A 24,377-nucleotide genomic window follows, 5' to 3' on the forward strand; every position below is an offset into this window, starting at 1 on the left:
AAAAATGGCAAAAAAAGTAGTTGGAGAATTAAAATTGCAAATCCCAGCAGGCAAGGCAAATCCATCTCCGCCCGTAGGTCCAGCTTTGGGACAAAGAGGCATAAATATTATGGAATTTTGCAAGGCATTTAATGAAAAAACCAAAGATATGGGTAATTTTAATATCCCTGTGATTATTACCGTATATCAAGACAAGAGTTTTTCATTTATTACCAAAAAACCTCCTGTAACGGATTTAATCAAAAAAACTGCAAATATCACCAAAGGTTCTGATAATCCGCTAAAAAATAAAATAGGCAAGCTAACCTCCAAGCAACTTGAAGAAATCGCCAATACCAAAATGGAAGATTTGAATGCTAACGACATAGAAGCGGCAAAAAAAATAGTGGCTGGAAGTGCTCGCTCTATGGGTATTGAAATCATAGATTAGGAATCTACATTTTTAAGGAGACATAGGATATGAAAGTAGCAAAGAGAATCCAAAATCTATTGCAAAAAATAGATGAAAGCAAGTTTTATGACATAGATTCTGGGATTAGCACGGTAAAATCTCTTGCTTCGGCAAAATTTGATGAGACGGTGGAGATTGCATTGCGATTGGGAGTTGATCCTCGCCACGCCGACCAAATGATTCGCGGGGCTGTTGTGCTACCACACGGCACGGGTAAAAAAGTGCGCGTAGCGGTATTTGCCAAAGGTGCGAAAGCAGACGAAGCAAAAACAGCAGGGGCGGATATTGTGGGTGCAGATGATTTGGCAGAAGAGATAAAAAATGGCAACACAGATTTTGATATGGTTATCGCTACCCCTGATATGATGGCACTTGTGGGCAAAGTAGGTAGAATCTTAGGACCAAAAGGGCTTATGCCAAACCCAAAAACAGGCACCGTTACTGCTGATATAAGCAAAGCAGTTTCTAATGCCAAAAGCGGGCAAGTAAATTTCCGCGTAGATAAAAAAGGAAATATTCACGCTCCCATAGGCAAGGCTAGTTTCCCACAGGATAAAATCCGCGACAATATGCTAGAACTTGTAAAAACCATAAATCGCTTAAAACCATCTAGCGCAAAGGGTAAATTTATCCGTGGTGGTGCGTTGTCCTTGACAATGTCTCCTTCTGTAAAGATTGATACGCAGATTTTGATGGATGTAAAATAGGCAGGATAAAATCGACAACAAAGCAACGGCGTTGTCAAAAATGCAAAACAAGCCTAAAATCTAAATGTTTAAAAAAAGCGACTTAATGTTACTTAGAGATTTCACAATATGGTGGATATGGCTAGGATAACCTAAAGTTATAAAATTTCAAAATATTGACAAATGCTTAATGCAAGCAAGAAGCTAGATTCAAAACATAGATTAAAGCAAGAGTAGGCAATTATACGATTTAGATTGACAAAAACCAAAAAAAGAGGAGAATTCATTTATCTTAGACTGATGATTACAAGGGCTTTGTGCTTAATCGCTAGATTCTAGTTGCCTTGTATAAGTCTCGTCTGAAAGGAGGAAAGATGACAAAAACCCAAAAGCAAGAACTAATTGACGCTCTTACCCAAGAATTCAAAACCGCTAATGCTTTATTGCTATGTGATTACAAAGGCACAAGCGTTAAATCGTTAGAAGAGTTGCGCGCTTTAGCGAGGCAAGCGGGTGCGAAAGTCCAAGTGATAAAAAACACTTTGGCACGCATTGCGCTCAAAAATTCTAGTTACCCAGATTTAGATATTAAAGATACAAATATCTTTATTTGGGGGGAAGACCAAATTGCGCTATCAAAGATTGTTGTAAAATTTGCTAGCGCAAATGAAGCGAGTTTTTCTATTAAAGTTGGTTGCTTTGATGGCGAAAAAGTGGATAAATCCCATATTATCGCTGTTTCTAAACTACCAAGCAGAGAAGAACTCATCGGTATGCTTTTGTCAGTTTGGACTGCTCCTGCACGATATTTTGTTACAGGACTAGACAATCTAAAAAAGCAAAAAGAACAAAACTAACCATTTAAAAAAGGAGAAAAAATGGCTATCACAAAAGAAGAAGTCCTAGATTATATAGGCGGACTATCTGTCCTAGAGTTATCAGAGCTTGTAAAAGCATTTGAGGAAAAATTTGGCGTGAGTGCTGCACCCACAGTCGTGGCGGGGGCAGTAGCAGCAGGTGGCGGTGCTGGCGGTGGTGCAGAGGAAAAAACAGAATTTACCGTAGTCCTAGTCGAAGCAGGTGCAAACAAAATCGCTGTCATCAAAGCTGTGCGTGAAATCACAGGACTTGGGCTAAAAGAGGCAAAAGACGCTACTGAGCAAACCCCTCACACCATAAAAGAAGGCGTCAATAAAGATGATGCCCAAGCGTTTAAGAAAAAGCTCGAGGAAGCAGGCGCAAAAGTGGAAATCAAATAACCACAAAAGCGCGTAATGCTAGATATTAAGAGTTTGTATGCCTAGAATCTAATACATTCTAGGCTTTGAAAATACACCCTAAGAGATTTTAGATTTTTAGAATCATTAGATAGAGATTTTGCAAATAGCAAACTATAGATTAGGCGTGGCGTTTGGCTAAAATCTATGATTTTGCGATGACTTAAATGCTTAGCGTTTCAAATCGCACAAGTAAATATTATGGCTTAAACCACGCTATTTTACGCAATTCAAGTAAAGTAAAATTTGTAAATTTATCTAAAATCGTTAGATTCTACCCAAATGCCTAAAACTAGAATCTCTTAGGGTGTAGTTAAATACTTTTTCTAAGGATTACCAAATGTCAAAAACACAAGCCAAAAATAGACTTCGCATTGATTTTGCCAAACAGCAGGGCTTAGAAGTGCCAAATCTTTTGCTTTTGCAACGCGATAGTTATGATTCGTTTTTGTATCCAAGAGATGGCAAAGAGAGCGGGATAGAGAAAGTATTTAAGTCGATTTTCCCTATCCAAGACGCTCAAAATCGCATTACCCTTGAATACAAAAGCTGTGAGTATGGCAAGCCAAAATACACCATTAGAGAGGCTATGGAGCGGGGTATTACTTATGCGATACCTTTGAAGCTAAAAGTTGAGCTTATCCAATGGGAAAAAGACGAAAAAGGCGATAAACTTGCGCCAAAAGATAGAAAAGAGCAAAGTATTTTTGTGCGTGAGATTCCGCTTATGACCGACCGCACGAGTTTTATCATCAACGGCGTAGAGCGCGTGGTGGTAAATCAGCTACATAGAAGTCCGGGCGTAATTTTTAAGCAAGATGACACTGCTTCGACTATCAATAAACCCATTTATATGGGGCAGATTATCCCTGATAGAGGCTCGTGGCTATATTTTGAATATGATGCAAAAGATACGATGTTTGTCCGCATAAACAAACGGCGCAAAGTCCCAGCGACTATCTTTTTGCGTGCGCTTGGGTATAGCAAAATGGATATTTTAAAAATCTTTTATCCAAGCCTTGTTATCAAAGTCCAAAACGATGATTTTCTTATCAAATTTAACCCAGCAGATTTTGAGGGCAGGGTAGATTTTGATATAAAAGACATAAATGGCGAAATCATCGTGCCTTCAGGCAAAAGACTAAGCGCGAAAAAAGCAAAAGAGTTGCAAGAAAAAGGGCTTGAATACATACAATACCCCGCAAAAACCCTGCTAGGTCGCTATATTTTTGAGCCTATTATTGATAGCAAGAGTGGGGAGGTTATCCTTGATACGCTTACGCAAATCGATGAATCAAAGCTCAAAAAAATAACCGAACTTAAGCTAAAAGATTTTGTCATCATAAATGACATTGCAAGTGGCGTGGATAATTCCATAATAAACGCATTTATTGCGGAGACAGATTCTCTAAAACTGCTTAAACAAAGCGAAAAAACCGATGATGAAAATGAGCTAGCCGCTATTAGAATCTATAAAGTAATGCGTCCGGGAGAGCCCGTAACAAAAGAAGTTGCAAAGCAATTTGTCAAGCGATTATTTTTTGACCCTGAAGCGTATGATTTGACACGCGTAGGGCGAATGAAAATGAATCATAAGCTAGGCTTAAATGTGCCAAATTATGTAACCGTGCTAACCCACGAAGACATCATAGAATCCGCTCGCTACCTTATGGGCGTTAGAAATTGCAAAGAGGGCAGGCAGGGTAAATTTAGAATCGATGATAGAGATAATCTAGGCAATCGCAGAATCCGTGCCATAGGTGAGTTGCTAGCAAATGAAATGCACTCTGGGCTTGTCAAAATGCAAAAGGCGATTAAAGATAAGCTAACTACGATGAGTGGGAACTTTGATAGCATAATGCCGCAGGATTTGATAAATGCAAAAACTATCACAAGCACGATTATGGAGTTTTTCACAGGCGGACAACTTTCGCAATTTATGGACCAGACAAACCCGCTTAGCGAAATCACGCACAAACGCCGACTATCAGCACTTGGTGAGGGAGGCTTGGTAAAAGAGCGCGTAGGGTTTGAAGCGCGCGATGTGCATCCTACGCATTATGGTAGAATCTGCCCTATCGAAACCCCTGAAGGACAAAATATCGGGCTTATCAATACCCTCTCAACTTTCACGCGCGTGAATGATTTGGGCTTTATCGAAGCACCATATAGAGAGGTTGTAAATGGCAAGGTTACCGATGAAGTCGTCTATCTTACCGCTACGCAAGAAGATGGCAAAGTCATAGCCCCCGCAAGCACAAAACTAGATGCTAACAACAACATTGTGGATTCTCTTATTGAGACTCGTTGTGGTGGCGAAATCACTTTGCGAAAATCCGAAGAAGTAGAGCTGATTGACTTAAGTCCTAGAATGCTTGTGGGTGTAGCCGCTTCGCTGATTCCGTTTTTGGAGCACGATGATGCAAACCGCGCACTTATGGGCTCAAATATGCAACGACAAGCCGTGCCATTGCTAAAACCTGATGCCCCAATCGTTGGCACAGGGATTGAGCAAATTATCGCAAGAGATTCGTGGGAAGCGGTAAAAGCAAGACGAAGCGGGGTTGTTGAGCGTGTGGATTCTCGCAATATTTATATTTTGGGCGAGGAGGGCGATAGCGTCTATATCGATGATTATTCATTGCAAAAAAACTTGCGAACCAATCAAAACACCTGCTTTGCGCAACGCCCCATTGTCAAAAAAGGCGACAAAGTCCAAGCAGGGCAAATCATCGCAGATGGCGCAAGTATGGATAGAGGCGAGCTAGCGTTGGGCAAAAATATCCGCGTGGCGTTTATGCCGTGGAATGGATATAATTTTGAGGACGCTATTGTCGTAAGTGAGCGACTTATCAAAGAAGATGCTTTCACTTCAAATCATATCTATGAAAAAGAAATCGAAGCTAGAGAGCTAAAGCACGGGACAGAGGAGATTACTGCGGATATTCCCGGTGTGCGCGAGGAGGAAGTAGCACATCTTGATGAGAGCGGTATCGTGCGGATAGGCACTTATGTAACCGCAGGTATGATTCTAGTAGGCAAAGTCTCTCCAAAAGGCGAAGTGAAGCCAAGCCCTGAAGAGCGACTACTTCGCGCGATTTTTGGCGAAAAAGCTGGGCATGTGGTAAATAAATCGCTATATTGTCCTCCATCATTAGAAGGGACGATTGTTGATGTCAAAATCTTTACCAAAAAAGGCTATGAGCGCGATGCGAGGGCTGTGAGTGCGTATGAGCAAGAAAAATCTGCCCTTGATATTGAGCATCACGATAGACTTACGATGCTAAATAAAGAGGAGCTTTTGCGCGTGGGGCTTATGCTAAGCAAAGAGGAGCTAAGCGGAGAAGCTGAAGTGAATGGTAAAAAATACAAAAAGGGACAAAAAATCCCCAAAAATGAGATAACAAATATCAATCGTTTTGCGCTAACCACGCTTATCAAAAACTACCCCAAAGCTGTGCAAACAAAGTATGAAAAAATCAAATCAAGTTTCTTAGAGCAAAAAAAGACGCTTGGTGAGGAGCACGAGGAAAAACTCTCCATCTTAGAAAAAGATGATATTTTGCCAAGCGGTGTGGTAAAACAAGTCAAAATCTACATCGCCACTAAGCGCAAACTAAAAGTCGGCGACAAAATGGCTGGACGACACGGAAATAAAGGCATTGTAAGCACGATTGTGCCAATGGTAGATATGCCTTATACTGCTGATGGTGAGCCTGTGGATATTGTGCTAAATCCTCTAGGCGTGCCAAGTCGTATGAATATCGGGCAGATTTTAGAGACGCATTTGGGGCTTGTAGGCAAGAGGCTAGGCAAACAGCTTGAAGAGATTTTGGAAAATCAAAAAGCAAACTTCAAAGATGAGCTAAGAGCAAAAATGCTACAAATCGCAGAATCTAGCAACGAAAAAGACACAAAAATCATAGATTTTATCAAAAAATGCGATGATAATACCCTGCTAGAGTGCGCGAAAGATTGGGCAAGGGGCGTTAAGTTTGCAACGCCTGTGTTTGAAGATAGCACAATGAAAAAACTTGACACGCTCTTTGAGCTAGCAAAAATCGATATGGACGGCAAAGTCGAGCTATATGATGGCAAGACAGGGGAGAAAATCCGCGAAAAAGTCAATGTCGGCTATATGTATATGCTAAAGCTACACCACTTAGTCGATGAGAAAGTCCACGCACGAAGCACAGGACCTTATAGCCTTGTAACGCAACAACCTGTGGGCGGTAAAGCACTTTTTGGTGGGCAAAGATTTGGGGAAATGGAAGTATGGGCATTAGAGGCGTATGGTGCAGCACACACGCTAAAAGAAATGCTAACCCTAAAATCTGATGACATAAATGGACGCGAAAATGCCTACCGCTCTATCACTAGAAGCGAGCCTGTGGGAGAATCTGAAATCCCAGAGACATTCTATGTGCTAACAAAAGAACTTCAATCCCTAGCACTTGATGTCAATGTCTATGATGAGCAAACAACAGAAGCGATAAAATCTAATTCTTATGATGAAAGCGTGCTTGATGATAATGGCAAGCCAAGAGTGCTTGAAATCAAAGAGGATAAACGACCAAAAGATTTTAGCTCTTTTCAGCTCACGCTTGCTAGCCCGGAGAAAATCCGCTCTTGGAGTCGTGGTGAAGTCAAAAAACCAGAGACGATAAACTATCGCACGCTAAAACCCGAGAGAGATGGGCTATTTTGCACCAAGATTTTTGGACCTGTGCGGGATTATGAATGTCTATGTGGCAAATACAAAAAACCTCGCTACAAAGGAATGGTGTGCGAAAAATGTGGCGTAGAGGTTACAAGCTCCAAAGTCCGCCGCTCTAGAATGGGGCATATAGAGTTGGTTACTCCTGTGGCACATATTTGGTATGTTAGCTCCCTGCCTAGTCGTATCGGCACGCTTTTGGGCGTGAAAATGAAAGACTTAGAGCGCGTGCTTTATTATGAAGCATATATCGTAAGAGAGCCCGGAGAAGCATTTTATGATGATGCTTCTACAAAGCCTGTTTTAAAATATGATGTGCTAAATGAAGAGCAATTCCAAAACATTAACCAACGATTTGTAGATAGAGGATTTGTCGCGCAAATGGGTGGCGAAGTGGTGCAAGAGTTGCTATCCCAACTAGATTTAGCAGAGCTTGGGAAGTCATTAAAAAACGACATAAAAGAGACAAATTCTGAAGCAAAAAAGAAAACTATCATTAAGCGATTAAAAGTGGTAGAGAGTTTTCTAAATTCAGGCAATCGCCCAGAATGGATGATGCTAACCGTGCTTCCTGTGTTGCCACCAGATTTGCGTCCGTTAGTAGCCCTTGATGGTGGGAAGTTTGCCGTAAGCGATGTCAATGACTTATATCGCCGCGTGATAAATCGCAATCAACGGCTAAAACGGCTACTTGAGCTAGACGCACCTGAAATCATTGTGCGCAATGAAAAAAGAATGCTCCAAGAAGCTGTTGATGCGCTGTTTGATAATGGACGCAATGCAAATGCGGTAAAAGGAGCAAACAAACGCCCATTAAAATCCCTAAGCGAAATCATCAAAGGAAAACAAGGGCGATTCCGTCAAAATCTACTCGGCAAACGCGTGGATTTCAGCGGACGAAGCGTTATTGTCGTGGGACCAAATCTCAAAATGGACCAATGCGGATTGCCCAAAAATATGGCGTTAGAGTTATTTAAGCCTCATTTGCTTGCTAGATTAGAAGAAAAGGGCTATGCTAGCACGCTAAAACAAGCAAAAAAGATGATAGAGCAAAAAGTAAATGAAGTGTGGGAATGCCTCCAAGAAATCGTAGAGGGCTACCCCGTGCTATTAAACCGCGCTCCAACATTACATAAGCAGTCTATCCAAGCATTTCACCCCAAGCTAATCGATGGTAAAGCCATACAGCTTCACCCGCTTGTTTGCTCTGCGTTTAATGCGGATTTTGACGGCGACCAAATGGCAGTGCATGTCCCTCTTAGCCAAGAGGCTATCACAGAATGCAAAGTGCTAATGCTAAGCTCTATGAATATCTTGCTTCCTGCAAGTGGTAAGGCTGTGGCTGTGCCTAGCCAAGATATGGTTTTGGGGCTGTATTATCTAAGTTTAGAGCGCAAAGGCGTGAAAGGCGAGCATAAATTATTTAGCGATATTGACCAGATTATGGTTGCTATTGATGCGGGCGAGCTAGATATAAATGCTAAAATCCAAACCGTAATAGAGCGACAACCCGTTACGACTACCACAGGTAGAATGATTTTGCGCTCGATTTTGCCTGATTTTGTCCCTACAAATCTATGGAATCGCGTGCTAAAGAAAAAAGACATTAGTATCTTAATCGACCATGTCTATAAAGAAGCAGGTATCGGTGCGACAGCAAATTTCCTTGATAATCTAAAAAATCTAGGTTTTGCGTATGCGACAAAAGCGGGCATCTCTATCTCCGCAGCAGATATTATTATCCCTGATAATAAAGAATCTATCATTTCTGCTGCAAGGCAAAAAGTGCGAAAACTCCAAGATGAGTTTGAGCACGGAATCTTAACCGAAGCGGAGCGATACAATAAAACCATTGATATTTGGACAGAGGCTAGCAAAGAGCTTGGCGAAAAAATGAATACTATCATTGCCAAAGACAAAGATGGGTTTAACTCAATCTATATGATGGCAGATTCTGGTGCGCGTGGTAGCACAGCACAGATTCGGCAGCTATCCGCTATGCGCGGGCTTATGGCTAAGCCTGATGGCACGATTATTGAGACGCCTATTGTGTCAAACTTCAAAGAAGGGCTAAATGTGCTTGAGTATTTTAACTCCACTCACGGCGCAAGAAAAGGGCTAGCTGATACCGCGCTAAAAACTGCAAACGCAGGGTATCTAACGCGAAAACTAATTGATGTTAGCCAAAATGTCAAAATCTCAATGGAGGATTGTGGCACGCACGAGGGCATAGAGATTAGCGATATTATCGATGGCTCTGAATTGCTAGAATCATTAGAAGAGCGAGTGTTTGGGCGAGTGCTAGCAGCTGATGTGATAGACCCTATCACCAATGAAGTGCTATTTAGTGCTGAAACTCTCATAGATGAAAAAGCCGCACGCAGAATCATAGAGGCAAATGTAAAATCTGTAACGATACGAAATTCCGTTACTTGCAAAGCCCCTAAGGGAGTGTGTGCAAAATGTTATGGGCTAAATCTAGGAGAGGGCAAAATGGTGCGACCGGGCGAAGCAGTGGGCGTTATCGCCGCTCAATCAATCGGCGAGCCCGGCACACAGCTAACACTTCGCACATTCCATGTGGGCGGGACTGCTAGCAGAACCCAAGAGGAAAAAGAAATCCGCGCAGAAAAAGAGGGCTTTATAAGGTATTACAACCTTAAAACCTACAAAAACAAAGAGGGCAAAAATATCGTAGTAAATCGCAGAAATGCCGCCGTGCTAGTAGTCGAGCCAAAAGTAAAAGCTCCATTTGATGGGACTTTGCACATTGAAAGCGCGCACGATGAAATCGTAGTAACCGTAAAAAATGGAAAACAAGAGGCTAGATATAGCGTGCGAAAACGAGATGTCGCTAAGCAAAATGAGCTTGCAGGCGTTAGCGGAAGGCTAGAGGGCAAACTATATATCGCTCATAGCAGTGGCTACAAAGTCTCAAAAGGTGGCTCTATCATAGACATCGTAAAAGACGGCTGGAATGTCCCAAATCGTATCCCCTATGCTAGCGAAATCATCGCTAAAGACAATGCGCCCATTTCACAAAAAATATTCTCTAAAGAAAAAGGAATTGTGAAATATTATCTTTTAGAGGGCGACCATTTGGAGCGCAGACACGAAATCAAAGCAGGCGATATCATCAAAGAAAAAGGCATTTTTGCTGTGATTGCTGATGAGAATGACAGAGAGGCGACACGACACTATATCGCAAGAGAATCTAAAATCTTGCTAAATGATAATAGCAAAGTCGAGCCTGATTCTCTAATCGCAGAACCTGCGCAAAAAGCGGATAATCTAATCGCTACTTGGGATTCTTATAATACCCTTGTTATTAGCGATATTGATGGGGTTGTAAGTTTTGAAGATATTATCCCAAGCGTAACGGTAACCGAGCAAGAGGACAAGACTGATGGCAAGAAAAAGCTAAAAGTCAATGACTATATCCCCACAGGGTTAAAGCCATCTATCATTATTACAAATGATAAAGAAGTGAAGCGATACGCGCTAGAGCCAAACACTTCTATATCTGCTGAAGTCATAGAAGGTGGCAGTGTGTCTCGTGCGGATATTCTTGCAAAAACGCCAAAAGCCACGGTAAAATCGCGCGATATTACGGGCGGTTTGCCTCGCGTATCAGAGCTATTTGAAGCAAGAAAACCAAAAGATGCAGCCGTGCTTGCCGAAATCGATGGCATAGTTACCATAGGTAAGCCTATTAGAAATAAAGAGCGCGTGATTATCACAGCCCAAGATGGCAGGGTTAGCGAATATTTAATCGACAAAAACAAACGCATTCTTGCCTATGCAAATGAGTTTGTCCACGCAGGTGAGGCACTCACAGAGGGCGTTACTTCAAGCCACGATATTTTGCGCATCGGTGGAGAAAAAGAGTTGCTACGATTTATCGTAAATGAAGTCCAGCAAGTCTATCGAGGGCAGGGCGTAAATATCGCTGATAAACATATCGAAGTCATTGTTTCGCAGATGTTGCGACAAGTGCGCGTGATAGATTCTGGCGATACGAGTTTCATCGAAAATGACTTAGTTAGCAAGCGGCATTTCAAAGAGGAAAATGAGCGCACAATCAAAAACGGCGGAGAGCCAGCCATAGCCGAGCTTGTGTTGCTTGGTATCACGCGTGCGGCGATTAGTAGCGATTCTATCATTTCTTCGGCTTCTTTCCAAGAAACCACAAAAGTGCTAACAGAAGCAAGTATCGCTCAAAAGACAGATTTCTTAGAGGATTTAAAAGAAAATGTCGTGCTAGGTAGAATGATACCTGTTGGGACAGGCTTATACAAAGATAAACGATTTATCTTAAAGCCTAAGGAACAAGATTCCAAAAAAGCCCAATAAAACAAGCAAACTAAGAGAAAACAAAGATTAAATGTTGTAAAATCCTGCGTTTAATCTTTGTCAATCCAAAATCCAAAATAAACCAAAAAGAAAGGACACACATTGCCAACCATTAACCAACTCATTCGCAAAGAGCGAAAAAAAGTAACCAAAAAGACAAAGTCGCCAGCATTGGTAGAATGCCCGCAAAGACGAGGAGTATGCACACGCGTATATACCACTACGCCCAAAAAACCAAACTCCGCTTTGCGCAAAGTAGCAAAAGTGCGTTTGACAAGCAAATTTGAAGTTATTAGCTACATTCCGGGTGAGGGGCACAACCTCCAAGAGCACTCTATCGTGCTTGTGCGAGGCGGACGGGTAAAAGACTTACCGGGCGTGAAATATCATATCGTGCGTGGTGCGCTTGATACCGCTGGTGTGGCTAAGCGAACCGTATCTCGCTCTAAATACGGAGCAAAAAAAGCAAAAGCTGGGGCTGAAAAAAAATAGCCCACAACCGCATAACTACATAAGGAGAATCTAAATGAGACGAAGAAAAGCACCTAGCAGAGAGATTCTAGGCGACCCTATCTATGACAACAAAGTCGTAACGAAGTTTGTCAATAAAATGATGTATGATGGCAAAAAAAGCGTAGCGGAGAAAATCATCTACGCCGCATTTGCCAAAATAGAGGAAAAAAGTGGCGAAAAAGGAATCGAAATCTTTGAAAAAGCCCTAGAACGCGTAAAACCACTTGTAGAAGTGCGAAGCAGACGCGTAGGTGGTGCTACTTATCAAGTGCCTGTAGAAGTCCGTCCTGTGCGACAGCAGTCGCTTTGCATTCGCTGGATTTTGGAAGCCACTCGCAAGCGAAATGAACGCACAATGGTAGATAGACTAGCAAATGAGCTAATGGACGCTGCAAGCGATAAAGGTGCGGCGTTTAAGAAAAAAGAAGATGTGCATAAAATGGCAGAAGCAAACAAAGCGTTTGCACACTATCGCTGGTAAGCAAACCTACCTAAACTAAAGCCACAAAAAGGACAATAAAATGGCGAGAAAAACCCCACTAAACAAAATCCGCAATATCGGTATTGCTGCCCATATTGACGCGGGAAAAACCACTACAAGTGAGAGAATCTTATTTTATACAGGTGTTAGCCATAAAATCGGCGAGGTGCATGACGGTGCTGCGACAATGGACTGGATGGAGCAAGAAAAAGAGCGCGGGATTACGATTACTTCCGCGGCGACTACTTGCTTTTGGAAAGATTATCAAGTAAATCTTATCGACACCCCCGGGCATGTGGATTTTACCATTGAAGTAGAGCGTTCTATGCGCGTGCTAGATGGCGCAGTAGCGGTTTTTTGCTCTGTGGGTGGCGTGCAGCCACAAAGCGAGACCGTGTGGCGACAGGCAAACAAATACGGCGTGCCAAGACTTGTATTTGTAAATAAAATGGATAGAATCGGCGCAAATTTTTATAGCGTAGAATCCCAAATCAAAGAGCGACTAAAGGCAAACCCCGTGCCTATCAATATTCCAATCGGTGCGGAAGAAAACTTCAAAGGTGTCGTGGATTTGATTCAAATGAAAGCAATCGTGTGGAATGATGAGACAATGGGTGCAAAATATGACATTGAGGAAATCCCTGCGGATTTGCAAGAAAAGGCAAACTCATACCGCGAAAAGCTAATCGAAGCCGCCGCCGAGCAAGATGAAACGCTTATGGAAAAATATCTAGGTGGCGAGGAACTAAGCATAGATGAAATAAAGTTAGGCATAAAGCTAGGTTGCCACTCTATGAGTCTTATCCCTATGCTTTGTGGCTCTAGCTTTAAAAACAAAGGCGTGCAAACGCTATTAGATGCGGTGGTGGATTTTCTCCCTGCGCCCACAGAAGTAACCAACATAAAAGGCATAGACCCACAAAACAATGACGCAGAAATCTTTGTAGAATCTAGCGATGATGGCGAGTTTGCAGGGCTTGCGTTTAAGATTATGACTGACCCATTTGTAGGGCAGCTTACTTTCGTGCGCGTGTATCGAGGCAAACTAGAATCAGGTAGCTATGTGCTAAACTCTACCAAAGGCAAAAAAGAGCGCGTAGGGCGACTGCTAAAAATGCACTCAAACAAACGAGAGGACATAAAAGAAGTCTATGCGGGCGAAATCTGCGCATTTGTAGGGCTAAAAGACACGCTCACAGGCGACACGCTATGCGATGAAAAACGCCCTGTGATTTTGGAGCGAATGGAATTCCCAGAGCCTGTGATACATATCGCCGTAGAGCCAAAAACAAAAGCAGACCAAGAAAAAATGGCAGTCGCGCTAGGCAAGCTAGCCGAAGAAGACCCAAGCTTCCGTGTCAGCACCCAAGAAGAAACAGGGCAAACCCTCATCGGCGGTATGGGCGAGCTACATTTAGAAATCATCGTAGATAGGCTAAAAAGAGAATTTAGAGTAGAAGCCGAAGTAGGACAGCCACAAGTCGCGTATAGGGAGACGATACGCACAGAGGTTACCCAAGAGTGCAAATACGCCAAACAATCAGGCGGACGCGGACAATATGGACATGTCCATATCAAACTAGAGCCAAAAGAAGCGGGCACGGGCTATGAGTTTGTAAATGAAATCAGCGGTGGCGTAATCCCCAAAGAATATATACCAGCGGTGGACAAAGGTATCCAAGAAGCGATGCAAAGTGGCGTGTTAGCGGGCTATCCTGTGGTGGATTGCAAAGTGACGCTATATGATGGGAGCTACCACGAGGTGGATTCTAGCGAAATGGCGTTTAAAATCGCGGGTTCTATGGCGTTTAAAGACGCGTGTCGCAAGGCAAATGCCGTGCTACTAGAGCCACTGATGAAAGTCGAAGTCGAAGTGCCAGAGGAATATATGGGCGATGTGATTGGGGATTTGAATCGTAGGCGCGGGCAAATCAACTCAATGGACGATAGAATGGGGCTAAAAATCGTAAATGCTTTTGTGCCTTTGGCTGAAATGTTTGGTTACTCCACGGATTTGCGTTCGGCTACGCAGGGGCGTGGGACTTATAGTATGGAGTTTGACCACTATGGCGAAGTGCCAAACAACACCGCAAAAGAAATCATCGAAAAACGCAAAGGCTAGAATCTATAACGCTACTTTGTGTCAAAATAAAATGGAGGGGGCAAAATCTATATTTTTGACAAAACCTGCTTTTTTGACTTTTTTACAAAAGTCTTAAAATCTAACTTTGCGTGAAATCTATCTCAAAAATACAAAATCTTAAAAAAGGATATTTATGTTTGCCAACGCTTTATCACAAATGAAAAAAGATTCTTTCAAATCAAATGTCGTGCGGGGGGGGGGGGGTAAATAATAGCCCTTTAAAAGCATTTTTTAGATTCTTTATTATTCTAACCTGTGCTTGCGGAATCATATCTTTAGCAGTGAGTGATGAGCTAGATGAGCGATTGCAAAAGCTAGAGAGACAAAGAGAGGCACTGCAAGCCAAAATCCAAAAAGAAACACAAATCAAAGAAATAAAAGCACAAAAAAAGCGCGAAGCCCAAGAAGCAAGAGAACTAGAACAAACCAAAGCCAAAGAAAAACGCGCACAAAAAGAGGCTCTAAAAGAGGAAAGAAAAGCACAAAAAGAAGCCCAAGCTATAGAAGCTAAAATCCAAAAAGAAATCCAAGCCCAAACAAAAAAAGCACAAAAAGAAGCAAGAAAGTATAAGCCTAACGCATTCACAGATTTTACCACCTCACAAGAAACACAAGCTAATTTCACGCAAAACCCTAACCCCATAAGGCGCAAATACCAAAATCTACCTGCTTATCAATATAACACAAACCCAAATGATAGAAACGCGTGGTTTATAGCTATCACGCCAAATGCTAGTGCTATGGCAATAATGCTTAATGCTGCTTACCCTACTCTTTGGAATTTTGCATTGGGGGAATATGGCGTTGCATTTGAAAGCGGATATAATTTTGGCAAGGGTGCAGATAGATGGAGAGTGCATTTTGGACTAGGATATAAATGGGCGCGGAGCGTTGAGCGCGATGAGCGAGATGAATTATATGATTTACACACCATAACACATACGGTTGGACTAGATTGGACACCACGACTTGGTAGCTCATCGGTGAGAGGCGTGCTAGGATTTAGCAAATATTTTTCATATATGATTGATAAGGGATATGAAACTAGGCAGTATTATACCTATGACTCTCCGTCGTTTCCGTATTATAATTATAATTTACATAGCGAATCAATATCGCATATATTATGGATTGGAGTTAGCACAAGACTTGGATTTATCTTTGATATAAAGGAACATTTTTCCATAGAAATTGGCTCTAAGATAAATCTTGCCGTATCTTTACTTGGTTTTCTTAACCAACAAGCACAAGGAAGTTTTTATACAAGTCAAAATCGTTTCATTTTTGGTGCTTCTATACTAGGCTCTTTTGAGCAATACCTAAGCCTAGCGTATCGATTCTAAGCAAAATCTATTTTTGTAACTTCCACAAACAAAAATTATCAACATAGATTTTGTCAAAAACGATGATTTCTAAACCACAAAAATACAACACTAAAATCTAACAAACCCACAACAACTACACACAAAATAAAACAACCCATATTAAAATCTCAAAAGCGTGTTTTTTGGTATTTTGCAAAAATAGATTGCCACGATTTTGCAACTTCTTACGAAGTCGCAGATTAGTGGCAATCCACATTTTTATCGTCATTGCGAGCAAGGCTTTGCCTTGCGTGGCAATCTATTTGTTAGTTTTTGTCAAAAGTTTGTTTTTGGCATTTTATAGCGATAGATTGCCATGCATTATATTTTGCTAAAAAAGCAAAATATAATTGCTCGCAATGACGGGGCAATGCAAATTCTTGCAATAATAGAATTTCCCCCTCCCTTGCGGAGGGGGCTAGGGGGTGGGTTTTTTAGATTCCATTTCCACCAAAATGCCACTTCGTCATTGCGAGCGGATTTTGGCAAGTCAAAATCCGCGTGGCAATCTATATCCACAAAGCAAAAAAACGCGCTTTTTACAAAATCTAATAAAATAGATTGCCACGCATTTTAGATTTTGCAAAATCTAAAATGCTTGCAATGACGACAACTTTGTCATATTGAGCGGAGTGCATAGCACAAAGCGAAATAACTCCATTTTTGTCATATTGAGTTTTCGTTGATTTTAAGATACTTCGCTACGCTTAAGATTGCAAGCCGTTTTGTCATTGCGAAAAAATTTTTTTGTCCCCCCCCCCTCCCTCCCTTAGCACGAGTGGGCTAGGGGGAGGGTAGAATCTACGTTCATAAATTTCGCATCATTTGCATTTATCGCGTATTGATACCCACCCCCTTTATCCCCCTCCGCAAGGGAGGGGGACATTCTGTCATTGCGAGATTCTGCGGTAGCAGAATCGTGGCAATCTATTTCATTAGATTTGCCAAAATCGCGTTTTTGGCATTTTTGTAACGATAGATTTTGCTTGCGCAACTGCGCCCACTCGCGCTTACGCGCTGAATCGCTACTTCGTAGCTGTGAGCTTGTGCCACGCTTAACTAGCGTTTGCTCGCAATGATGATAAAAACCCCTCCCCCTTAGCACGATGAGCTAAGGGGGAGGGGTTTTTTAGATTTTGTCGCAGATTTTACCGCCGTCATTGCGATTTTTTGTGCAATATTTAACCCAATAAGGATTTTCGTCATTGCGAGACTTGCTTGCAAGCCCTGCATTTGTGCTAGCAAATTCGTGGCAATCTATTATTTGCGCATTGCAGTGTAGATTGCCACGCAAAATCTAGCGATTTTGCTCGCAATGACAAGGACAAACACGCCCCCTTTATCCCCCTCCGCAAGGGAGGGGGGACAAAAAGTGTGCGAATACGCAAGAGAGTGGAAAATTCTGTCATTGTGAGATTTTGCAATGCCGTCATTGCGAGCGTGGCTATGCCACGCGTGGCACAAGCCCACAGCTACGAAGTAGCGATTTAGCGCGTAAGCGCGAGTGGGCGCAGTTGCGCAAGCAAAATCTATATCCACAAAGCAAAAAAAACGCATTTTTTACAAAATCTAATAAAATAGATTGCCACGCATTTTAGATTTTGCAAAATCTAAAAAAATCACAATGACGGCAATTTTGTCATATTGACTAGCAAGAGTTTTCACGCCAAAATTTGCGTTTTTTCCCCAAGATTTTACTTGCGTTTTTCTTTGCGATTTCCTGCATTTTGCCTGCGATTTTTTCCAATGACAAAGATTTAAGTGATTCAAAAACTAACAACATAACGCACGGTAATGCTATATGGATTATGCAGGTTGTCTTTGCGCGATTCTTGCGTTGGATTGTAGCCTGCTTGCGCGTCTGTGGCATTGCTATTTAGTATCGTTGTAGCGACAAATGGCACTCGCGCCACTATCTCCACCCCGTGATATTTAGCGATATTTGCCCTTAGTCCCACATTTAGCGCGACATCAAACCCTGTCTTTTTTAGCTTCCAGCCATAGCCATCTATATCGATAAACTTTTGATAGTCATCTATGCTTTTTCCTAGCCAAGTATTTGCCCCAAGCCCAAGCCCGATAAACCCACCAAAATCTAGCCTCTCTAGTGAGATAAAATTACCCAAAAAATCCACATTCACGCCATAATTTAGCATTGTCGCGCTTACTTTTTTCCACTGATTTGCTACATCTTCTTTGGTAGTCAAAGAGGGGTGCATAGCCGCTATATTTGCATAAGCCCTTAAGCCAAGTTTGGGCGTGAAAAAATGTTTGTAGCCAACGATAAATCCATATCTTACGCCACCGCCGTCATATTTGGTAGTCCAGCTGTTGCCAGATATTTGACCTGTGGCTATATCTGTCTCACTATATGAGCTATAGTCTCGCACGCTAGCCCCGCCATAGCCTACTTCAGCCCCTATGATGACTCCGCTTTGCTCAGCTAGCACGCTTTGGCTAGTTAGCGCACTTACCACGCTTGATATTATGGCTATTTTTGAAATTTTTGACATATTCATTGTCATTTCTCCTTTTTTTAGATTTTGATTTTTTTGTTTTTTTGAGGATTTTTCAAAAAACAAACGCGTATTTTACCCCCCCCCCTTTTTAAATTTTGCTTAAAAGCAAAAAAAATTTTAAAAATTTTTAAAAAATCTTGTTTTGTGAGAAGTCATAAGAGGTTTTATAAGCATTTGAGGCATAAGAGGGGGGAAGTTTTGTAATGTTTCTTAGTATCCTAAAGTGGCTAGAATCTAAAATGATTTTGATTCTAGCGCGTGGGAATTTGATTTTGCTACTTTTGTAAGTCAAATAGTTATGCAAAGTGGTTATGAAAAAAGTGCTTATGCAAATAAAACAATTATGCAAAAATCAAAAGTTTATGCAAAAAAAAGCACTTATTAAAAAATAAAACAATTATTCAAAAAGCAAAAGTTTGTGCAAGTAAAAAATGCAAAGCAGTTATAAAAAAGTAAAATCTACGCAAGCAAAGGCATTTAGCTATTTCGCAAATCCATATATTCGCGCGGGATAAAAAATTCCTCCGCCCTTATCGCTTTATCGTATCTGCCGTGCTTGTATCCAAGCGCAAAAAGCACATCTAGTGCTAAAATCTGTTTTTTGCTTAATGAGATAGATTCTGTGTTTGCATAAAGATTTAGGTAAGTGTCTAGTTTTTCGGCATTTACGCGGATAAGATTGCGCCCTAAAAGCATAGATGAAAGAAGCAGTTTATTATTTGTGGCGATTTGCACGGCTTTTGTGAGGGTAGATTCTACCTCTATGGCGCGATTTAGCGGGAGGGAGCGGCGCAGAGCCATACCGCCTAGTGGCAGTGGCAGACACTCATTTTCGCTCAAATCCTTTTGCTCCCACAACACCTCCAAATCTTTCGCAAACGATTCTTTTGCTATGTTGCTTGATAGCTCGCGCCATATATCCCATATTTCGCACTCCACCTCTAGCCTATCGCTAAAATCTAAAATCGATTCGTGGATTAGCACGCCCGCATCGACTTCGCCATTTAGCACCGCTGATTCTATCTCTAAAAAATTTTTATACACTACGCGTGCTTGCGGGTATGCTATGCCAAAAAGTAGCGCGTTTGTGGTGTATTTGCCACTTAGGGCGACTTTAAAATTATGTTTTAGATTCTCCCCTTTGCGTCTTACTAGCTTTGGTCCATAGCCATTGCCAAAGCTAACCGCCGTGCGAAGTAGCGCGTAAGATTCTCTCACAAGCGGATATAGCCCGAAAGAAATCGCGCTCACATCATAGATTTCATCGATTGTGGCGCGGTTTAGGCTCTCAATATCTAGCGCGATATTTTCGTATCTGACATTTGTATCCACCCACCCAAACTTTATCGCATAATACATAAAAATATCATCAGCATCGGGGCTATGGGCGATTTGTATCATTTTGTTTTTCCTTTTTGTAGATTTTGGCGTGGATTTGTAGCGTGGATTTTGGTATTGATTTTTGCAAACGCATATTTTTGCAAACACATAAAATCTTGGATTCTAGCATAAGTTTTTATACAAAATCTAAAAGCGATATTTTGCGGTATTTTTGCGCAAACTCATATTGTGTTTGTGCATTTTATTTAGAAATTTTGGTTAGCATTACGGGCAAAAGTTTGCAAAAAATGATAAACACAATATGAGTTTGTTATTTTTTGCGCGTTTTACGCACATTGTTTTTTAGTCTGCCTTTACCAAATACATAAAAAGGAGAATCCAAATGGCGACAAAATCTTTTCTTTTCACAAGCGAATCCGTTACAGAGGGACACCCAGACAAAATGGCTGACCAAATCAGCGATGCAGTGCTAGACTACATAATCGCGCGCGATAAAAGTGCGCGTGTGGCGTGTGAAACGCTACTTAGCAATGGCTTTTGCGTCATCGCTGGCGAGCTAAAGACGAGCATTTACGCGCCTATGCAAGACATCGCGCGCGAAGTGGTGCAAGACATCGGCTACACAGACGCGCTGTATGGTTTTGACTACAAGTCCTGCGCGGTGCTAAATGGCATAGGCGAGCAAAGCCCTGACATCAATCAAGGCGTAGATAGAGAAGATGGCGAAATCGGTGCTGGCGACCAAGGGCTTATGTTTGGCTATGCGTGCAGGGAGACGCCTAGCCTTATGCCACTGCCTATTTGGCTCTCACACCGCTTGACAGAGGGCTTAGCAGCCAAGCGCAAGGACGGCACTCTGCCATTTTTGCGCCCTGATGGCAAATCCCAAGTAACCGTGCGCTATGAAAATGGTGTGCCAAAGGCGATTGATACGATTGTCATCTCCACCCAACACAGCCCAGAAACGCAACAAAGCCACCTAAAAGACGCCGTGATAGCAGAAATCGTCCAAAAAGTCCTGCCAAAGGAATATCTAAGCGATAATATCCGCTACTTTGTCAATCCCACAGGCAAATTTGTCATAGGCGGACCGCAGGGCGATGCGGGACTCACAGGGCGCAAAATCATCGTGGATACTTACGGCGGGAGCTGTCCGCACGGAGGCGGTGCATTTAGCGGTAAAGACCCTAGCAAAGTCGATAGAAGCGCGGCGTATGCGGCTCGCTATGTGGCGAAAAATCTCGTGGCAAGTGGCGTGTGCGACAAAGCTGTGGTGCAGCTAGCCTATGCTATCGGCGTGGTAGAGCCTGTATCGATTTTGGTAGATACGCAAGGCACGGGCAAAGTGGAAGATTCTGTCCTAACTGAATGCGTGAAAAACACCTTTCGCCTAACGCCAAAAGGCATAATCGAATCGCTTGACTTGCTCCGCCCAATCTATCGTAAAACCGCAGCGTATGGACACTTTGGACGCGAACTGAGCGAATTTAGCTGGGAAAAAACAGACAAAATCGAAGCAATAAAGGATTTTTGCAAAATCAAATAAGGCTTTATTGGCTTAGTTTAGCCGTTTTAAAAAAGCGTTTAAGTATGGGGGTTGCATTTGTTGCATTTTTTTCGTTGCATTTGAATGTGGGGGGTGGCTTTTGATTTGCATTTATCCACTTTTAGTTTCGTTGTGATTGTTTTTTTGTATAATGCGTGGTTTTTGTTTTTGATAAAATTTAGCCTAAGATTTTGCAAAATTTAGGCTAAAAAATGTAGGCTTAAAAATGTAGGCTAAAAATTTTGGGCTAAAAATTTTTAGGCAAAATCTCGCAAAATCTATCTAAAAAAATGAAAGGAAAAAACAATGACAAAACGGCAAGAATCGCAATGGCAAGAAATATTTAGAAAATGGCAAGAAGTTTTTAGGATTCCAAAATGGGCTAAGATTTCTTTGGTGGTGTTTAGTGCGGTGGCGACTTTGCTTTTGGCGGGGAGTTTTGCTTTGCAAAAGTGGGCGGATTCGCAACTAGAGAGCGCGAATCTAACACTAACAAAAATCGATAAAGCTAAAAACGCGGAGCTAAGTGAAAAATCTAGCGCAGAATCTATAAGTAAATCTAGTTTAGAATCTATAAGCGGTAAATCTAGCGAAGAATCGCAAATCTACGCTTATGAAGCGCAGGTGCATTTTGCGCGTTTGGATTTTTTGCTACGCTCAAAGACGATTTCGCATATCGATTTGCAAAGTGTGGCTTGGGCAAAAGGCATTGATTCAAATGCGATTAAAACCATCGAAACACACAATCGCCGACTAGATTTCACTACCACGCAAAATCTTGCGTTAGATTCGTTTGATTTGGGTGCAAATCTTGGTGCTATGAGCTATAAAATGGATTTTAGTCCGTTACCAAAAGTGATTGTAAAATACGCACTAACCATAATCGCCCTATTTTTAGTCGCAATATATTTGTATAGATTTATCATACTTTATGAGAGTGGCAAAATCACGCTATCTTTTGGCGAAATCTCTTTGCCAAGCGCGATTTGGAGTGGCTACAAAAATATAAATCCGCTTTATCGCCATTCGTTTTGGATAGTCTTTGTCGCGTGTAATGTGGTGTTTGGGTTTCATACTGTGCAGTTTTTGTGGGGTAATCACGATTGGTATAGAATGCTTTATAATAACGGAATTTTTTCAAATGTGTATGAGGGTAGATATACGCAAGGACTTATTAAGATTATTCAAGGCGAACAATTACTTCCTATCCTAAATAATGTTATATCATTTGCATTTCTTGCATTTGCTAGTGTATGGCTATGTATTTATCTAAATATTCAGCGCAAATTATGGATTTGGGCAAGTATTGGGCTTTTGCTAACTTTGCAACCTTTTACACTTGCAAAAATGTATTACGCTTATCAAATTACTTGTGATTTTTTTGCCGTTGCCATAGGCATTTTAGGCTTTATTTTGGCTAAAAAAGCAGGTGAATCTAACCAAAATGATTTAAATAATAGTGGCGTGAGCAACTCTCTCTCTCTCTCTCTCTCGTAGCGCAACGCCATATATTCTTTGCTTTTTATCTATCATCTGCATTCATTGGGCTATCGCTAGTTTTCAGTCATTTATCGATACCGCGCTTATTTTGCTATGTGGTGGGATTATAGCCATTATGCTAGATAAAAAATGCAGTCTAAAAACCGCACTTTATAAAACTCGATTCATTATAATTTCAGTCGCTTTATCGGCAATTTCATATAAAATCGTGTTAGATATTTTAAAAAAGCTAGACATAGCCCAAAATATGTACAATAATCAGCTAACGCCATTAGTAGAAATGCCAGAACGGATTTTACTAGCCATAAAACTTGGTTTTAGCAATTTAGTAAATTACAATACCGCTTTTATGCCTTTATCTATGACGATTTTATTTGCTTTGTTTTTAGTGGCTTTTTTGATTTTTCTTTGGCAAGCAAATTTAAACAAAAGCACAAAACTTAGCATTTTAATTTTGCTTTGTGGTGCGATACTCGCAAGTCAAATGCACATTATTCTTTCAAAAACTATTGACTCAGCACCACGAATAGAGTATTATGGCTTAATGTTTTTGCGTGTTTTGATTGTCACACTTGCATTTAAAATTTGCTTCGATTTTATCCGTATGCAAAAATTAGCTCAAAATTTGCTTTTCATACTCTCAACTATTTTAATTTGGTTTTGTATAGTGCAGGATTTATACGCTCAAAGAGTCCAAAAACTCGCCTTTGATGCTGAACTAAAACTGTTTAATCGCGTGATTGCTAGGATAGAACAAAACGAAAATTTTAGCTATGATAAAAAGTATTGTAGTATAAAATTTGGCAATACTCCAAATTTTCGTGAAAGATTTTATAATGGTAAATCCAAAGACAATTTTGAACTCATAGGACAAATATTGCTTAGCGATTTAGGTGTTTTTGATACGGTAATGCTTAGGAATATTTTAAAGGATTGCGGTGTTAATATTAATATAAATAATTATAAAACAGATAAGAAAGCCCAAACTCTCATCTCTCGCCTACACAAAGCTGGAATTTTGGATAAATTAGAGCCATACCCGCACAAAAATTCTGTGGTGGTGTTTGAGGATATTATCGTATTTGTTGCAAGTAAGGGGAATTTAGATGAGGTTCGCGCTAGTCTCAAGGCGCAAGATAGCGGAGCTGGGCAATGAAAAATCAAAGCGTCATTGCCAAAAATCACACAAAGCAAGAAAAACGCATCATTGCTAGCGAACGCAGTGAGCGTGGCACAAGCCCACAGCTACGAAGTAGCGATTCAGCGCGCCAGCGCGAGTGGGTGCAGTTGCACAAGCAAAATCCATTGCCACAAAATGCCAAACGCGAATTTGACAAATCTAATAAAATAGATTGCCACGATTCTACGCTACGCGCAGAATCTCGCAATGACAATAAAAATGACAATAAAAATGTAGATTGCCACGCGGATTTTGTCAAATCCGCTCGCAATGACAAATGAGATAGCGTTACTTGTCGCAATGACA

General features: G+C 41.4%; 21 protein-coding genes. 14 read left to right on the forward strand and 7 right to left on the reverse strand.

Annotated elements, in window-relative coordinates; translation table 11 throughout:
* Window positions 1-4 precede the first annotated feature (4 nt).
* The 9 genes from rplK (at window position 5) to ACWIUO_RS01740 (ending at window position 15,964) form a co-directional block, all read left to right on the forward strand.
* Window positions 5-430, forward strand: a complete 426-nt coding sequence (gene rplK / locus ACWIUO_RS01700) for a 50S ribosomal protein L11 (RefSeq protein WP_454176215.1) — start codon at window positions 5-7, stop codon at window positions 428-430.
* A gap of 29 nt (window positions 431-459) precedes the next feature.
* Entirely contained in the window at window positions 460-1,158 is a 699-nt protein-coding gene (rplA, locus tag ACWIUO_RS01705) for a 50S ribosomal protein L1 (protein WP_454176216.1), read from the forward strand.
* A gap of 353 nt (window positions 1,159-1,511) precedes the next feature.
* Window positions 1,512-1,994, forward strand: coding sequence for a 50S ribosomal protein L10 (rplJ, locus tag ACWIUO_RS01710; protein WP_454176217.1), 483 nt, complete (start codon window positions 1,512-1,514; stop codon window positions 1,992-1,994).
* 21 nt (window positions 1,995-2,015) lie between these two features.
* Window positions 2,016-2,396 carry a 50S ribosomal protein L7/L12 gene (rplL, locus tag ACWIUO_RS01715; RefSeq protein WP_454176218.1) on the forward strand — a complete coding sequence of 127 codons (381 nt, stop codon included), beginning with the start codon at window positions 2,016-2,018 and terminating at the stop codon, window positions 2,394-2,396.
* 358 nt (window positions 2,397-2,754) lie between these two features.
* Entirely contained in the window at window positions 2,755-11,484 is an 8,730-nt protein-coding gene (locus ACWIUO_RS01720; protein ID WP_454176219.1) for a DNA-directed RNA polymerase subunit beta/beta', read from the forward strand.
* 102 nt (window positions 11,485-11,586) lie between these two features.
* Window positions 11,587-11,976, forward strand: coding sequence for a 30S ribosomal protein S12 (gene rpsL / locus ACWIUO_RS01725; protein WP_454172921.1), 390 nt, complete (start codon window positions 11,587-11,589; stop codon window positions 11,974-11,976).
* A 34-nt stretch (window positions 11,977-12,010) separates the two neighbouring features.
* Window positions 12,011-12,478: a 30S ribosomal protein S7 gene (gene rpsG / locus ACWIUO_RS01730; protein ID WP_023928651.1), complete on the forward strand. Its 468-nt coding sequence runs from the start codon at window positions 12,011-12,013 to the stop codon at window positions 12,476-12,478.
* A gap of 40 nt (window positions 12,479-12,518) precedes the next feature.
* The gene (fusA, locus tag ACWIUO_RS01735) at window positions 12,519-14,600 is read left to right on the forward strand and encodes an elongation factor G (protein WP_454176220.1); all 2,082 of its coding nucleotides are present in this window, start codon (window positions 12,519-12,521) and stop codon (window positions 14,598-14,600) included.
* 203 nt (window positions 14,601-14,803) lie between these two features.
* On the forward strand, window positions 14,804-15,964 hold the full coding sequence (locus tag ACWIUO_RS01740; protein ID WP_454176221.1) for a cell envelope integrity protein TolA: 1,161 nt from the start codon (window positions 14,804-14,806) through the stop codon (window positions 15,962-15,964).
* A 115-nt stretch (window positions 15,965-16,079) separates the two neighbouring features.
* On the opposite strand, the gene ACWIUO_RS01745 is transcribed toward ACWIUO_RS01740, so the two are convergent.
* Window positions 16,080-16,214, reverse strand: coding sequence for a hypothetical protein (locus tag ACWIUO_RS01745; RefSeq protein ID WP_454176222.1), 135 nt, complete (start codon window positions 16,212-16,214; stop codon window positions 16,080-16,082).
* A gap of 141 nt (window positions 16,215-16,355) precedes the next feature.
* Here ACWIUO_RS01745 and ACWIUO_RS01750 point away from each other — a divergent pair, with 141 nt between their 5' ends.
* Window positions 16,356-16,562: a hypothetical protein gene (locus ACWIUO_RS01750; protein ID WP_454176223.1), complete on the forward strand. Its 207-nt coding sequence runs from the start codon at window positions 16,356-16,358 to the stop codon at window positions 16,560-16,562.
* A 192-nt stretch (window positions 16,563-16,754) separates the two neighbouring features.
* Here ACWIUO_RS01750 and ACWIUO_RS01755 read toward each other — a convergent pair whose 3' ends face one another.
* The 6 genes from ACWIUO_RS01755 to ACWIUO_RS01780 form a co-directional block, all read right to left on the reverse strand.
* Window positions 16,755-17,090 carry a hypothetical protein gene (locus ACWIUO_RS01755; RefSeq protein ID WP_454176224.1) on the reverse strand — a complete coding sequence of 112 codons (336 nt, stop codon included), beginning with the start codon at window positions 17,088-17,090 and terminating at the stop codon, window positions 16,755-16,757.
* A gap of 155 nt (window positions 17,091-17,245) precedes the next feature.
* Window positions 17,246-17,524, reverse strand: a complete 279-nt coding sequence (locus ACWIUO_RS01760) for a hypothetical protein (RefSeq protein ID WP_454176225.1) — start codon at window positions 17,522-17,524, stop codon at window positions 17,246-17,248.
* A gap of 30 nt (window positions 17,525-17,554) precedes the next feature.
* Window positions 17,555-17,755, reverse strand: coding sequence for a hypothetical protein (locus tag ACWIUO_RS01765; protein WP_454176226.1), 201 nt, complete (start codon window positions 17,753-17,755; stop codon window positions 17,555-17,557).
* Window positions 17,752-18,504, reverse strand: coding sequence for an outer membrane beta-barrel protein (locus ACWIUO_RS01770; protein ID WP_454176227.1), 753 nt, complete (start codon window positions 18,502-18,504; stop codon window positions 17,752-17,754). Before ACWIUO_RS01770 ends, ACWIUO_RS01765 begins: the two co-directional genes overlap by 4 nt.
* Before the next feature lie 127 nt (window positions 18,505-18,631).
* Window positions 18,632-18,796: a hypothetical protein gene (locus ACWIUO_RS01775; RefSeq protein WP_454176228.1), complete on the reverse strand. Its 165-nt coding sequence runs from the start codon at window positions 18,794-18,796 to the stop codon at window positions 18,632-18,634.
* Between the two features lie 185 nt (window positions 18,797-18,981).
* Window positions 18,982-19,905, reverse strand: coding sequence for a menaquinone biosynthesis family protein (locus ACWIUO_RS01780; protein ID WP_454176229.1), 924 nt, complete (start codon window positions 19,903-19,905; stop codon window positions 18,982-18,984).
* A gap of 322 nt (window positions 19,906-20,227) precedes the next feature.
* Between ACWIUO_RS01780 and metK the strand changes: the two genes are divergently transcribed.
* The 4 genes from metK (at window position 20,228) to ACWIUO_RS01800 (ending at window position 24,352) form a co-directional block, all read left to right on the forward strand.
* Window positions 20,228-21,391, forward strand: coding sequence for a methionine adenosyltransferase (gene metK, locus ACWIUO_RS01785; RefSeq protein WP_454176230.1), 1,164 nt, complete (start codon window positions 20,228-20,230; stop codon window positions 21,389-21,391).
* A 306-nt stretch (window positions 21,392-21,697) separates the two neighbouring features.
* On the forward strand, window positions 21,698-22,888 hold the full coding sequence (locus ACWIUO_RS01790) for a glucosyltransferase domain-containing protein (RefSeq protein WP_454176231.1): 1,191 nt from the start codon (window positions 21,698-21,700) through the stop codon (window positions 22,886-22,888).
* Window positions 22,889-23,006: 118 nt separating this feature from the next.
* A complete protein-coding gene (locus ACWIUO_RS01795) occupies window positions 23,007-24,047 on the forward strand; it encodes a hypothetical protein (protein ID WP_454176232.1) in 1,041 nt (346 codons plus the stop codon).
* Window positions 24,044-24,352, forward strand: coding sequence for a hypothetical protein (locus ACWIUO_RS01800; RefSeq protein ID WP_454176233.1), 309 nt, complete (start codon window positions 24,044-24,046; stop codon window positions 24,350-24,352). Before ACWIUO_RS01795 ends, ACWIUO_RS01800 begins: the two co-directional genes overlap by 4 nt.
* Window positions 24,353-24,377 lie beyond the last annotated feature (25 nt).

It is taken from the genome of Helicobacter sp. T3_23-1056 (assembly GCF_053654535.1).